Origin of the sequence: Rhodococcus cerastii (genome assembly GCF_033042195.1) — a bacterium.
GTDB lineage: Bacteria > Actinomycetota > Actinomycetes > Mycobacteriales > Mycobacteriaceae > Rhodococcoides.
This window is the reverse complement of record NZ_JAWLKF010000027.1, coordinates 1-15,525: the sequence shown is the minus strand read 5'-3', so window position 1 is coordinate 15,525 and position 15,525 is coordinate 1. Positions and strand designations below refer to the sequence as shown.

The window sequence follows — 15,525 nt, the reverse complement described above, 5'->3', positions numbered from 1 at the left end:
GAACTACATGATCCTCGCCCGCTCGTGGAACCTGACGACCGAGCAGCTCGACCCGTACGTTGTGATCGAGAATCAGGCAGCCGGGAGGCGTTACGACGGGATTCCGGGAACTGGTTGGTCCCGGGGAGGCGGAGTTGACGGCATCGATCCAAACAGGTATTTCGATCGAATTAGGCGGTTAAAGGCCAATGGGTACGAACCCGATGTGGACTTCTAGAGGGCAGTGAGAATGACTATCGGTTCACTCCAGAAGAGACCACGTAGACAGTCGTCGACACGATCGAGCAGACTCGGCAAGCCTGGCCCGGCGTACAAGTGGTCGTTATTAGCCCGGGTGCGCCGCAACCACTTGGCGCACTACTCGGTGGGCCGAACGACACCATTGTCGCTGGGGCTCTTCAGGCACGAGCCGCGATCATAAATCCTCTACGACAGAGGTGGTTCGACAACGAAAAACTCGCCGAAGTCTACCTCGGAGAGCAGAACGCACCTGAATACCGCTGGACACGGGTACCTCGCTGAAAGGTCAGTCGACGACCTCGCGAACAACGGGTTCCCGCGGGTTTCTGTCGGTCCATGACGCATCAGGTCCTGTAGAAGGCGAGGGTGGCTCAGGCGGCGGAGTCAGAACGAACCGAAGACCGATGTGGGTTGTATCGGACACAGGCTGCGACCACGGAGGAATGCCCGGGGACGTTCGTGATTGATCATCGCGTAGCGTCAAGCTGCGCAACATGTGTCGGCCGGTCAGTGTTTTCAGCGACTCGAGCACGGGACATGCTTAGCCCGAGCACGGTTGCGTAAATGACTGTCTGGTAGACGGTGATCGTTGGATTGTCGGTCGTGGAGGCACCGAGAATCAGCAGAAGTGAAAGGATTGCAGCGCCGTGAATAGTTCGGTCTTGTGCGATTCGGGAATTTCGCAAACGTTTCACCGCTCCGAACAGGAGTCCCCCCATCCCGAGTATCCATAAAGCCAAGCCGACGACACCAGTGTCGGCTAGGAACCGTAGATACTCGTTGTGCGGGTGAGCGATAGAGGCGTCGTAGTAGTCCGTGATGTACCGTTGCGCAGCGCCTGGCCCATTGCCGAACCAAATATTCTCTTTCCACAAGTCGGTCGTCAACGTCCAGATCTTGTCGCGGCCGGAGGCGTTAATCTCTACGCCAAAGAGGGTGTACCCGTCACCTTGCGAAAACCGGTTTGAAATAGAGGTGAAGGACGTGAATAAGTAGATAACACCCGCGATTGCCGCGGAACCAGCCAGCAGTGTTCGGGCGAACCATGGGTTCTTGTTTTTCGCGGACCTGTTTCGTCCCGCAATAATTAAAATAGCGGCGAAGCCCAACATAATTGCTATAGGTGTACGGGACAACGAAAGCACGACCGCAGTGCCGACAATCATGAGAGGCCATAGCGATTCTCGTTCGAAAATTACTTTGGCGAAAAGAAGGACCATTGCTGAGACAAGAACCCATCCAGCACCACGCTCCGAGTATGGAAACGCAGTGACGCCAGGGCCGTTGATCGCAGCGAGGCTAATGTATATCAGCGCCGCTGCGATCGCTGCGCGCCGCCACCACGGGTAAATAATGGTGATCGTGTTAGTGGTTGCTTTCATGGCGACAAGGGCAGCGACAGCAGGGAGTAGGAACCAGACCGCTACGTGTTGCAGCCCTTCGGTCGTCGGGGATGTGATGAAACCAGCCGTGGCCCACACGACGAACGCCCACATGAATGCGGAGGGCCATGCGTGAAGTGGGTTCGAGGATTCGGATCCTTCCCGCGTCGCTTTGGTCTTTATGAACATCACCACCGCCAATGCGACGAGCGCTAGCGTCGCCGCACCCTGAACTCCGACTGCAGTGTTGAGGGCGTCCTGAACGACGATGAAGGCCACCGCGATCCCTGCAAAGAGGGGTAGGGCAGGGCGCATGTTATCAGGCACACTGTGATCCTAGTCGTTGGGTTTGCGTTGCGTCGACCAGATCGTCACAGTGCGTCGAGTGGCCGACAGGACGGCCTTGTTCATAGTGATCAGGGTGGTGTGACTTAGCATGACCGTACGCGCTCGCCGCGTTCGTAGCTGGGTTGATGGTCTTGGTGACGAGCCGGGTTATGGCGATCCCTCGGTGGCGCGATGCGACCGTCACGGCGTCGTCGCATGTTTTCGCTGATGAGGTGGGTAACGGCGCGGCGAGCTTGACTACCTGAACTGCGAGAAGTTCCGCTGCGAATGTTTCGACAGCAAGTCCACGCGGGCGGTGGTCTTGGCGAATTCTGAGTGACTGTCGCAATGGAACTGCGCGCAGCCAACGTGGGCGGGGGTTAGAGCACGGTTGAAGATCAGCGAGCTCCCGCAGCCTGCGTCTGCGGCTGCACCAGTGTTGTGTGCGAATCTTGGTTGCTGCTGAAACAGTTCGGTGACTTAGATCGCGAGCCCTTACTCCGTCCGGACCCGGAGCTTGCCTAAGACGTCTGCGTCCACGGTCGAGTTGTCTGGCACCCGAGGACAGATTCGACTCAACGGTTCGGCGTTAGTCGAAAAAACGGTTCAACGTTCCAAGGTGTATAGCGGGTGTAGCTACGAACACTCGACCGCGCCGAGTTAGCTGTTGGACAGTACGGGCTTCTTGTTCCTGCTCGTCAAAAGCCCATCGACTGTGTACGTGTCGACTCGGAGCAAGGTGCGCTTTCCCTAAGGTAATGTTGCGGTCGCATCTATTGACATCAGCCCATCCGTGACGGGACGGTAGGACGCGTCAGCGATAGCCTCACTGAAACGGCCCGCTCGATCGATTAGTGAGAAATTTAGTAGTTTCGACCACGCGACGAACCGTCGCACGGCCGGAAACGTTTTGCCCGGAATCAAGAGAAGCTCTGACTATATCGACTCGGGTAGAGCATCTGCCCGACGTCCGCTAGTTTGTACCGGGGCGATGTAGTTCAACGTTGCTGGGCGGCATTCGAGCCAATGAAACCGAAGCCGCTAGGACGTCAACGTTGAGGAGGGCAGTACGTGTCGTCACATGTAGGCGAGCCACTGAACCATGGCCACTTCCCTCTGTCGGCTGCCCAGATGAACATCTACTTCGCCCAGCAGCTCGCGCCACAAGTGCCGTTTACCATCGCTCAGTACGTCGAGATTCACGGCGACATCGATCCGTCCCTGCTGATCCGAGCGACGGACATCGCGTGCCGGCGGCTGGAGTCGACATTTGTTCGTCTCGTCATGCATGACGGTCATCCTTACCAGTGGCCTGACTTCAACGCCCCCTACGCGATGATCTATCGAGATTTTAGGGAGTGCGATCATCCCGTCGACGACGCGCAGCGATACATGGATGAGCAGTACCGCAAGCCTGTCGACCTCGTCCGCGACCAGCTGATCTCGTCCGAGATCATCCAGGTCGGCGAGAGTCACTTCTACTGGTACAGCCGTGCCCACCACGTCGTGATGGACGGACTCGGTGCCATCTCCGTGCAGGAACGCACAGCGGCGGTCTACACAGCCCTGGTCAACGGCACCGAAGTGCCGAAGACGCGAGCCGTCGGTGTGCGCGAGATCTACGACTACGAAGCCGCCTACCCCAACTCCTCTCGCTACGACACCGATCGTCAGTACTGGCTCGGGCGGCTCGACGGTCACGCAGACGCCCCGCGTCTCGCCGGCAGTCCGAGTGCGCAGGCAGCACCCTCGGGAGTGTCCGTGAGCGTGGGTGCAGTGCTGGACGCGCGGCTCACCGACGCCATGGCCGAAGTGGCACACCGGTACAATTCCTCGGACGTCCCCGTCGTTCTAGCGGCCTTCGCGCTGTATCTCGCGCGCATGACCGATACCGACGACGTGATGCTCAGCCTGCCGGTATCGGGGCGAGCGACCACGAAGCTGCGGGATTCTTCCGGCATGATGTCCAACGTCGTGCCTCTGCGCATTGGCGTCGAACCCGGGGTGACCGTCAAAGAACTGCTGCGGCGGGTTCAAGTGGAACTCACCGGTGCGCTGCGGCACCAGCGCTTCCGCGTCGAAGACATGCAGCGCGAAATCGGCGGTAGCGCGGATACCGCCGCCGCCGGTCGCGGAGCGTTCGGGCCGACGGTCAACATCATGATGTACAACAGCACAATCCGGCTCGGGGACGTCATCGGCGAATACCGTGTGCTTTCCAGCGGCCCCATCGACGACATGATGGTCAACGTCTACCCCGGAGTCGCCGGCACCAGTACTCGCGTCGACTTCCTCGGAAACCCGGCGCTCTACAGCACCGATGAGCTCTTAGCCCACCATCGGCGCTTCCTGGCGCTCCTGCGTGAGGTGGTCGATGCCCCCGAGGGCCTTGCCGTGTCCGAACTCGAGGTGCTCGGTGTCGACGAGAGGGCAGCGTTACTCGGCGGATCTGCAACGGCGACCGCAACCCCCGCGCTGCTGCCCTCACTCTTGACGGCCGGCGCGGTGGTTCGTGCCACCGGAGTCGATCAATCCAGTGAGGACTTTACCAGGGTCGCCGAACACATTGCTGCGCAACTCGTCTCGATCGGTGCAGGCCCCGAGAAACGCGTTGCCGTCGCCATCGAACGCTCTTACGAATCGGTGCTGGCCTCGTGGGCGGTCTCGATCTCGGGCGCATCATTCGTTCCCCTCGACCCCACCGAGCCCGCCGAGCGATTGGCTGCGGTGATCGCCGACGCGGGTGTCGAGTTCGGGATCGCCACCGGGGCTGCGCTGGAACAACTTCCGGATTCCACTCAGTGGTTCGACATAGAAGATCTGCTCGACGCGGACCCGCGTGCCTTCGTTGCGCCGACCGTGCACGTCGATAACGAGGCCTACGTCATCCACACCTCGGGATCGACCGGTAAACCCAAGGCCGTCAGCATCACTCACCGCGGACTCGCGCAAGTGGCGGCCAATGTCGTCGAAAAGTATGCCGTCACCCCCTACTCCCGCGTGCTGCACGCAGCCTCGCCGGTCTTCGACGCGTCCATCCAGGAGATCCTTGCCGCGTTCGCTGCGGGTGCCACCTTGGTGATCGCCCCGGACGACGTCTACGCCGGCCCTGCCCTCGCCCAGGTGTTGGACAGCGAGAAAATCACGCATCTGATCACCTCGCCGACGGTGCTGGCCACTCTCGACCCTCGCGACCTCGGCTCCATCGAGGTCTTCGACGTCGGCGGCGAGGAGTGCCCTCCTGCGTTGCGCGACAGGTTCGTCTCTGCCGATGCGGCGATGCACAACGCCTACGGGCCGACCGAGGCGACAGTGTTGGCCACGCTGTCCGACCCGATGCGAGCGGCCGAACGGGTGACCATCGGCGCTCCGCTGCCGGGTGTCCGCGGGCTGGTGCTCGATGCCCACCTGCGGCCCACGCCGTGCGGCGGCGTCGGCGAGCTGTATCTCGGCGGTGACGGACTCGCCCGCGGGTACAGCGGGCAGCCGGGCGTGACATCGGCGAGGTTCGTCGCAGACCCCGGGGTGCCCGGAGCTCGGTTGTACCGCACGGGAGACATCGTCCGACGCTCGTTCGACGGTTCCACGATGGAGTACCTCGGCCGCGGTGATCAGCAGATCCAGCTGCACGGGCGTCGTCTCGAACTCGGCGAAGTCGAGTCCGCCGCAACGACGTGTGCCGGAGTGATCGCCGCCGCGGCTGTTGTGCGCGACAATCGCCTCGTCCTCTATGTCACCGGACCCTCGGTGGAGCTGGACAGCTATCTCCGCAGCCGGCTGCCCGCCTGGATGGTTCCCAGCACCGTCGTTGTTCTGGACGCACTACCCATCACGGCAAGCGGCAAGGTCGACCGCCGTGCACTGCCGGCCCCCATCGCACTCGTCACTACCGAATATGTTGCGCCGCAGACTGATACGGAACATTCCGTGGCGAGAGCCTTCGCCGACGTCCTCGGTGTCGAGAAGGTGGGGCGCGAGCACTCCTTCTTCGAGCTCGGCGGTGATTCACTCAGCGCCACCCGAGTTCTCGCACGCCTCGGTTCCTCGATCTCGCTGACCGTACTGTTCGCCGATCCCACGGTCCGCGCAGTCGCGGCGGCCATCGACTTGTCCTCTGCTTCCGAGGTATCGCTCGAGCTGCTCGATACCGTTGTGCCCGAACGTATCCCGCTGTCGTACGCACAGCAGCGGCTGTGGTTCCTCAACCAGTTCGATCCCGCATCGCCTGCCTACAACATGCCGGTGGCCGTGCGAGTGGGTGTCGGTCAGGATTCCGCGTTGGTTCTGACGGCGCTCCGCGACGTCATCGAGCGGCACGAAGCCCTGCGCACGTATTACCCGTCCGACGACGACGGTCCGCGGCAGGTGGTGCGGCCTACCGACACCGTCCTGGTCGAGGTCCCCGAGCGCACTGTGTCCGAGCGCGATCTGGACTCTGCAGTGGCAGCGTTAGCGGCCGAGGGGTTCGATGTTTCCGTCGAAGTACCCATCCACGCAACACTTCTGAGTGTGCAAGAATCCGGCGACACCGTCGTCGTCGTGGTGGTGCACCACATCGCGATGGACGGATGGTCGGTCGACCCACTCGTACGCGACTTCGCGTTCGCCCATGCCTCCCGTGGAGCGGGTCATGCGCCCACCTGGCCACGCCTGCGTGCGCAATACGGCCAGTACGCGGTGTGGAACCGATTGATGGTGGATTCGGTTGCCGACGAGCAACTCTCGTTCTGGACGTCGATTCTCGGTGATGTCGACATCGCATCGGCAGAGCTACCGGCGGACTTCCCCAGGCCCGCAGTGCAATCGATGATGACCGACGCGGTTCCCTTCGAGATCTCGTCGACTCTGCACGCGGGCATTCGTGAGCTGGCCCGATCGACCAACTCGACCACCTTCATGGTCCTCCATGCCGCCGTGGCCGCCGCCCTGAGTCGATTCGGTACGTCGAACCGCGTGGTGGTCGGATCCCCGACTGCAGGGCGAGGCCACGAAGCGCTCGACGAGATGGTGGGGATGTTCGTCGGAACCCTGCCTCTCGCAGTCACCGTGGACCCGTCGGTGAGCTTCGCGTCGTTGCTCGATGCAATCCGCACCGCAGACCTCGAGGCCTTCTCGCATTCCGACGTCCCGTTCGAGCGCATCGTCGACGCCTTGGCGACCGATCGATCCCTCGACCGGCATCCGCTGTTCCAGGTGATGCTGGCATTCGACAATGCACCGCACCGATCCGTCGAGGACCTGCCCGTCTCGGTGCTGGAGATTCCCACTCGCACCTCGGAATTCGACCTCACCCTGGTACTCGAGGGCCAGCACGACTCGACGGCCCTCACGGGCCAGATCGAGTACGCGCTGGACCTGTATCAGCGGGCCACCGTCGAACAGTTCGCCTCGGTGATTCTGTTCATCCTGAATGCGGCGGTTGCCAATCCCACCGTTGTCGTCGGCGACCTGGCCCTTGCCGAGACGCCGGCACTGCCGGCCTCGACTTCCGGCGGAACGCTACTCGACGTGGTGGGCTGGGAATCCGGTGCGGCCGTCGCTATCGACGGCCTGGAATCGGTGACGTACGCCGAGCTCGATTCTCGCTCGAATCGGATCGCGCGGCTGCTCATCGCACACGGCGTCGGGCCGGAAACGTTTGTCGCTCTGTCCCTCGAACGCTCGGCCGAGTACATCGTGACTCTGTGGGGCGTCGTGAAGGCAGGCGGCGCGTTCGTCCCCGTCGACCCACGCTACCCGACGGTTCGTCGAGAACAGATGCTGCAGGACATCGAGATCGGGTTCGGTGGCGTCGAGGAGACGGTGCACTGGCTCGACGAGGCTGCGGCCCAGAACCTCAGCGATCTGCCCCTGACCGACGCGGACCGCGTGGCAATACTGCAGCCCGAGCACCCCGCCTACGTGATCCACACGTCGGGTTCGACGGGAACACCCAAGCCTGTGGTGGTGACGCATCAGGGTGTGTATGCGCTCGCGCAGCAGGTCATTCCGCGCTACGGCGTGACGTCGAGTTCGCGCGTGCTGCATGGCTACTCGGTGAACTTCGATGCCGCTGTGCTCGAGCTCGTGCTGGCTTTCGGGGCCGGGGCAACCATGGTGATCGCGCCGCCCGACCTTCTCGGCGGCGACGAGATGTCGGCTTTCCTCACCGCACATCGCGTCACGCACTACCTGTCCACGCCCGCGGTGCTCGCCACCGTGCCGCCGACCCCCGGGATCGAGACCGTCGCTGTCGGTGGTGACGTGCTGGGTGCCGGTGTCGTGGACGCCTGGTCGGCCGGGCGGTCGATGCTGAACGCCTACGGTCCCAGTGAGACAACGGTGGTGGCCACGCTGGCCGAGTCGCTTCGGGCTGGTGAGCCGGTCACCATCGGTCGGCCGTTGGCCCATGTGGGAGCCCTTGTGCTCGACGACCGGTTGCACTCGGTGCCGTTCGGGGGCGTCGGTGAGCTGTATGTCGCGGGCTCGGGCGTCGCTCGCGGCTATCACGCGGATCCGGCGTCGACCGCGGCTCGCTTCGTGGCGGCACCCGGCGGCACGCGGATGTACCGGACCGGTGACCTCGTCCGGCAGCAACTCTCGGGCCTGCTCGACTACCGCGGACGCCGAGACGATCAGGTCCAGATCAACGGTGTGCGCATCGAACTCGGCGAGATCGAGAGTGTCTTGACGGCGCACCCAGCCGTCACCGGAGCAGTAGCAGCGTTGCGTGAGAACAGAATTCACGTATGGGTGGTGGGTCTCGATAGCCACGACGCTGCACAGTGGCTACTGGACCGGCTGCCGTTGTCGATGCAGCCGACCGTGATCACCCGGATCGACGGTATTCCGCTGACCGGTAACGGCAAAGTGGATCTCGCGGCCTTGTATCCGGAGACGCTGCCCGGCAGCGATGCGGCGGAGGCACGCACCTTGGCGCAAGAGGTGGTGCTCGGGATCTTCGCCGACCTGCTGGGTATCGACAATCCGGCCGTCGACGCCAATTTCTTCGTCCTCGGCGGGGACTCTCTCCTCGCGACGCGTGCCGCAACCCGCATCAGCGCGGCGCTCGGTACCCAGGTGCCGGTGCGGACCATCTTCGAGTTGCCCACCGCGCAGCAGCTCGCGTCGGCGATCGAGCTGCTGTCCGAGAACTACACCCCGTTACCGTCTCTGGTTCATGATCCCGACGCGCGGTCGTACCCCGGTCTGGCCCCGGCCGAGCGTCGCATCTGGTTGCAGAATCGATACGACCCAGCGTCGGCTGCCTACAACATCGCGTTCGAGGTGCCGCTCCCGGCGAACCTGGACCTGAATGTGCTGCGCGCCGCGATAGCGGATGTGCTGGAACGACATACACCGCTGCGCACGATGTACCCGTCGACCGCGGACGGTCCCGTCACCGTCGTTCTCGACTCGCAGATCGTGCTGTCGACGTTGGACGACGCTCATGCCGGGCTGAGCGAGTCGGCCCTGCACGGTTTCGATCTGACCCTCGAAGCGCCGCTACGACTGGGCTTGGTGGAACGAGGCGGCGAGCGGGTGCTCTCTGTCGTTGCGCACCACATCGCGATCGATGGTCTCTCGCTCCGTCCCCTGGCTCGAGACGTCGAGATCGCTCTGCTGGCTCGGATCTCTGGATCCGCACCGGACTTCGAGCCTCTCGCAGTCGACTATTCGGACTACCGGGTGTGGCAGCGGGATATTCTCGACGCCGTGGCGTCGGATCAGCTGGACTTCTGGCGACGCACCCTGGCCGGCGTGCCGGAGTTCCTCGATCTGCCGACCGGTACTCCTGATCCCTCGGCCGAGGCGACGGCCGTGCAGTTCTCCGTCGGCCCGGACACCCTGACGCGGCTGCGTTCACTTGCGCATCGCGTGGGTGCAACGGTGTTCGTCGTGGTCCACGCGGCGCTCGCCGCTGTACTCGCCGAAGCCAGTGGCACCCAGGACATCGCCATCGGGACGCCGGTGGCGGGTAGATCCGACCCCGCTCTCGACCACCTCGTCGGCATGTTCGTCGGTACCGTGGTGCTCAGGACAGAGGTCGATCCTTCGAAAACGTTCGAGGAGTTCGTGACCGCGGTCCGCGACCGGGATCTCGATGCCTTTGCAAACTCCGACGTCCCGTTCGAGTGGGTGGTGGACGCGGCGGCGCCCACGCGCGCCGTCGATACCCATCCGCTGTTCCAGGTGCTCCTCGCCTTCGGTGATACGGCAACTCCGGCAATCGAATTGGAGTCGACGTCGATCACCCCGCGGCGCGTCGACATCACGGCCACACAGTTCGACCTCGAAGTTCTGGTCGACGAGTCCGCTGCTGGACTGAGCGGCCACCTCGGATACTCACCGGCACGGTTCTCTCGATCGGTGATTCTGGGACTCGCGGAGCGGCTGGCCGAGGTGTTGGCCATGGTCGGGGTGCAGCCGGAGACTCGGCTCGGCAGTGCGGACTTCGGGCACGCGCCGTCGGCCGTGGCGTCCCACCGCAGCAGCGCACCCGACTGCACACTGGCGGCAGTGTTCGAGCAGGCGGCGACGAGCTGGCCGGACAACACCGCGGTGATCGACGGGTCGCGATCGTTGACCTACCGCGAGGTGGATCGACAGTCGAATACGCTGGCGGACAGTCTGATACGTGCAGGTGCTCGTCCTGGCACTCTGGTGGCGATTGCCTATCCTCGATCCGTCGAGTACCTGGTCGCGATCTGGGCCGTGGCCAAGACCGGTGCCGGCTTCCTGTCCATCGACCCCTCCCAACCTGTCGCCCGAGTGCAGGAGATTCTCGATCGAGCAGCCCCGGTCACGGGAATCTCGGCGGCCGATTTCCATTCGTTCGGTCACGACTGGGTGAGTGTCACCGGCGACGAACGCGACCGGGTCGATGTTCCCGCAGCACCGCTGGACAGCGTGGCCTACGTCGTCTACACCTCCGGTTCCACCGGGGTGCCCAAGGGTGTGCGGGTGACGCACCGCGGTATCGCGAATCTGGTTCAGAGCCAACGAGATCTGTTCGGTGTGGAGCCGGATTCTCGGGTGCTTCAGTTCGCCTCCCCGAGCTTCGATGCGTCGATCTTCGAGACACTGATGGCCGTCGGGGCAGGAGCCGGTGTGGTGATCGTTCCGGCCGAGGTGCACGGCGGTCGCGAACTCGAAGCGCTCATCGAGCACCACCAGGTGACCCACGCGTGCCTCACGCCGACCGTGCTGCAGGTGACCGACGCGGACGCCGTGCCGTCGCTTCGGGTTGTCGTCATGGCGGGTGAAGCCGCCAATTCTGCTCTGCTGCAGCGATGGTCGCGTCAACGTTCGGTGTTCAACGCCTACGGCCCCACCGAGGGGACCGTCATGAGCACCTGCACCACCGATCAGCGTGAGTGGGGCCAGGGAGCGGCTCCGGTGACCATCGGCGGACCGACCCGCGGATTCGACACGGTGGTCCTCGATGCCCGACTACGTCCGGTGGGAAACAACGTCGTCGGGGAGCTGTACCTGGGCGGGGCCGGTCTTGCCGAAGGCTATGTGGGGCAGAGCGGAACGACGGCCAGCAGTTTCGTGGCCAATCCCTTCGGTGCCGGTCGGCTCTACCGAACCGGCGATCTCGTGCGCTGGGTTGTTGAGAGCAGCGTGGTTCGGGGCGGCGATCGTGAACTCGAATATCTCGGCCGAGTGGATTCGCAGGTCAAGATTCGCGGCCATCGCCTCGAGCTGTCCGAGGTGGAGGCGGCGCTGCTGCGTCACCGGGATGTGCTTCAGGCCAGCGTGATCGGTCATGGAGATTCGCTGGCCGCCTACGTGGTGGGCAGCGTCGAACCGCGGGAGGCTCGTGACTTCCTGGCGAGAACGCTGCCCGCGTACATGGTGCCCGGTACCGTGACCGTCGTCGATGCCTTGCCGATGACGTTGTCCGGCAAAGTCGATGTGAGCGCGTTGCCCGAGCCCTCGGTGATGTCGACCGAACGCCGGGCCCCGGTGTCCGCGAACGAAGTGTTGGTGCACGCCGTGTTCTCCGAGGTGCTGCTGGTGGCCGGCGAGGACATCGGGGTGGACGACAACTTCTTCGATCTCGGCGGACACTCCCTCTCAGCGGTGCAGGTGATGGATGCGCTGGGGGACCGGCTGGACCGTCGTCTTCCCATCAGCCTGCTCCTGGTACATCCGACGATCGCCGCTCTGGCAACGCAACTCGACACGGGCGAGGACGGCGTCGACAGGGCGTTCGATGTGGTGCTTCCGCTCCGAACCGAGGGTGTGGGTGCGCCGCTGTTCTGTGTGCACCCGGCCATCGGAATCGCCTGGAGTTATTACTCGCTGCTCGGGGAGACCGATCGGCCGCTGTACGGGCTGCAGGTGCCGGGCATCAACGATGGTGAAGCGTCGCCGGCCTCGATCGAGGAGTTCGCCGAGCGATACGTGCGTGAGATCCGAGGTGTGCAGGCGCACGGTCCGTATCACCTGGTCGGGTGGTCGCTCGGCGGCGTGATCGCGCATGCTGTTGCCACGCAACTGCAGTCGGAAGGTGAGGACGTCGCGCTGCTCGCGCTCGTCGACGCACAGCTCTCGGCCCCTGAAGATGCGACGGAGTTCGGCATCGACGATCTCGCTCGTCAGCTCGGGGTCGAGGGTGACTCGGTTGAGGAGATTGCCGCACAGTTGCGCAAGTCGAGGAGCGAACTCGGATTCCTTACCGTCGAGCACCTCGAGCGTATGTACCAACCCGTTGTCGACGCTCCGGGGTGGGTTGCGGCTCACGTGCCGCCTGTGTTCAAGGGTGACATCCATTACGTAGCCGCTCAGGGGTCGGAGGGGCCTACACAGTGGCAAGACTACGTCGCCGGCCAGATCTCACAGCACCGAATCGATGTGAGGCACGAAAACATGCTGGGTGAAGATGGTGCGCGTGCAATTGGCGGGATAGCCGGCATCGACTCAGCCGCGAAGGGAGTGACGTGATGAGCAAGCAGTTGGAACCGTACGTCGATGATGTTCGGGCGCACTACGACCTATCGGACGAGTTCTTCCGGTTGTTTCTCGATCCGAGCATGACCTACAGCTGTGCCTACTTCGAACGAGACGACATGACGCTCGAGCAGGCGCAGATGGCCAAGATCGATCTGGCGCTCGGGAAGCTGGACCTCGAGCCGGGAATGACCCTGCTCGATATCGGCTGCGGGTGGGGAGCTCTCGCGAAACGGGCCGTCGAGAAATACGACGTCAACGTTATCGGCCTGACGCTGAGTCGGAACCAGTACGAACAGGGCCGCAAGGTTGTTGCCGAACTGTCGAGCACACGGTTTGCAGACATCCGGTTGCAAGGGTGGGAAGAGTTTGACGAGCCGGTCGACCGAATCGTCAGCATCGGCGCATTCGAGCACTTTCGGCGTCAGCGGCACTCCGCCTTCTTTGCTAAGTGCCGCTCGGTGCTGCGGCCCGGTGGGCGGATGCTGTTGCACACCATCGTCGTATCGCCGCCCAAACCGGACGCTGGCGCAGTCGGTCTGACCCGGGAGGACGCACACTTCCTGCGTTTCATCGTGCGCGATATCTTTCCGGGCGGGCAGTTGACCCTGGCGAAGATGGTGAAATCCAGGGCGGTAGAGGCCGGATTCGACTTACGCCGCGAACATGCGCTCGGACCGCATTACGCACGTACGCTCGATGAGTGGGCGGTCAGACTCATCGCCTCGCGAGAGCAGGCAGTCGCGCTGTCTTCTGAGGAGACCTACGAGAAGTACGTCGAGTACCTCACCGGGAGCTCGTCCAGGTTCAAGGATTCGCGCATCGACGTCGTGCAATTCACGCTGACAAAAACGTTGGATCCGGTGCCGTAACCGCGCCGGAACATCCAATACATGGAACCATCATCAGAGCCTTGCACAGAGATTAAGGGAGCCCCACGTGGAAATCCAGGACTACCTCCGGATACTGAGGACGCGCTGGCTGGTCATCGTCGTCACCGTTGCCGTCGCCGTTCTGGGTGCACTGGCGGTCTCTCTGCTGACCACCCCCACCTACCAGTCGTGCAGTCGAGTCTTCGTATCCACCTCGGGTGGAACGTCCGTGAGCGAGAGCTACCAGGGCAACCTGTTCTCGCAGCAGCGGGTGGCCTCGTACTCGGAACTGGTCACCGGTGAAACACTCGCCGCGCGAACCATCGCGGATCTGGGCTTGACGATGACGCCTGCGAAGCTGGCCGCGGAGGTGACCGCGACGTCGACACCGGAGACAGTTCTGCTCGACCTGTGTGTTGTGGACAGTTCACCCGGCCTAGCCCGCGACATCGCGAACTCGCTGGCTGTACAGCTCACCACGCTGGTTCGCGAGCTCGAAACTCCGGAAGACGGCGGCGCACCTACGGCCGGAGTCCGGCTGGTGGAAGAGGCGAAGGAGGCTGCGGCACCGATTGGCCCGAAGACGGTGCGCAACATCGCCCTCGGCGCAGCAGTGGGCCTGTTGCTCGGTATCGCACTGGCCGTGCTGCGAGACAGATTAGACAACACCATCAAGACCCGGGCGAGGCTCGAGGCTGCGTCCGGGGCTGCGCTCGTCGGGTCGATCCCATTCGACAAGGCGTTCAAAGACAACGCGGTGGTGCCTTTCGGCGGCGGGCACTCACCGAGCGCGGAGGCCTTCCGTGAACTGCGCACCAACCTGCAGTTCCTCGACGTCGACCACCCACCTCGCGTCATCGTCGTCACCAGCGCCGTACCCACCGAGGGCAAGACCACGGTGGCCGTCAACCTTGCCCTCGCGTTGGCCGAGGCCGGCCACCAGGTGGTTCTGGTCGAAGGTGACCTGCGGCGTCCCCGGGTGTCCAAGTACCTCGGCCTCATCGGTGCGGTCGGGTTCTCGACAGTTCTCGCGGGCCAGGCCGGCCTCAGCGATGTGCTGCAACCCACCAAGTTCGAGGGATTGCAGGCGCTGGCGTCGGGCCCCATCCCACCGAACCCGTCCGAGCTCCTGGGCTCCGAAACCGCACGACAGGTGATTGCCGATCTGCACGGGATGTTCGATTTCGTCATCATCGACGGAGCGCCGCTGCTGCCGGTGACCGACTCGGCAGTACTGACTGCGCACAGCGACGGCGCACTGGTTGTCGCTCGCCACGGTCACACCAGCGAAGCCGAGGTCGGTCGCGCGGTGGAGAACCTGGACAAGATCGGAGCCCGTGTACTCGGGGCTGTGCTGACCATGATGCCTAGTGGACGTAAAGGTGCGGAGGGCTACTCGTACTACTACGAGACGGACAAGACGGTCGCGCGTCAAACCCCGAGTCCGGCCGCGCCAACTACCTCCCCCACACTCCCGGCTGATAGCTCGGCGTTGTCAGCGCGAAATGGCCACGGTGGCTCAGCATCTGCTGTTCCTGCGGCAAGTCCGAGACGTTCGGCGGCGGTGCCCACATCGAGGCGTGCCAAGGAATAAAAAACTGCCCATGCTTGCGGTCGTGGCCGCCGCCAGCATGTTCTCTTTGCGGCCCCTTAACCGTGCACTATCTGCGGTTGTATGGCGGTTACCGGTGATCTGCCGCGAGGATTTCGGACAATGGAGATGACTATTTTCAGGCCGCGATGGCGGGCTGTTGGTAACTGTAGTG

At 63.5% G+C, this 15,525-nt stretch carries 5 protein-coding genes; 4 read left to right on the top strand and 1 reads right to left on the bottom strand.

Annotated features, from left to right (window positions below):
• A partial coding sequence (locus R3P93_RS24325) for a hypothetical protein (protein ID WP_317534355.1) occupies positions 1–217 on the top strand: 217 nt, incomplete at its 5' end.
• A 490-nt stretch (positions 218–707) separates the two neighbouring features.
• Here R3P93_RS24325 and R3P93_RS24320 read toward each other — a convergent pair.
• Complete coding sequence (locus R3P93_RS24320) at positions 708–1,949, bottom strand: O-antigen ligase family protein (RefSeq protein ID WP_317534354.1); 1,242 nt, start codon at positions 1,947–1,949, stop codon at positions 708–710.
• A 1,071-nt stretch (positions 1,950–3,020) separates the two neighbouring features.
• Here R3P93_RS24320 and R3P93_RS24315 point away from each other — a divergent pair.
• The 3 genes from R3P93_RS24315 (at position 3,021) to R3P93_RS24305 (ending at position 15,353) form a co-directional block, all read left to right on the top strand.
• Positions 3,021–12,881 (top strand): non-ribosomal peptide synthetase, encoded by a 9,861-nt coding sequence (locus tag R3P93_RS24315; protein WP_317534353.1) that lies wholly within the window; start codon positions 3,021–3,023, stop codon positions 12,879–12,881.
• On the top strand, positions 12,881–13,759 hold the full coding sequence (locus tag R3P93_RS24310; RefSeq protein WP_317534352.1) for a cyclopropane mycolic acid synthase family methyltransferase: 879 nt from the start codon (positions 12,881–12,883) through the stop codon (positions 13,757–13,759). The genes R3P93_RS24315 and R3P93_RS24310 overlap by 1 nt, the downstream gene beginning before the upstream one ends.
• Before the next feature lie 67 nt (positions 13,760–13,826).
• The gene (locus R3P93_RS24305; protein WP_317534351.1) at positions 13,827–15,353 is read left to right on the top strand and encodes a polysaccharide biosynthesis tyrosine autokinase; all 1,527 of its coding nucleotides are present in this window, start codon (positions 13,827–13,829) and stop codon (positions 15,351–15,353) included.
• Positions 15,354–15,525: the final 172 nt, after the last annotated feature.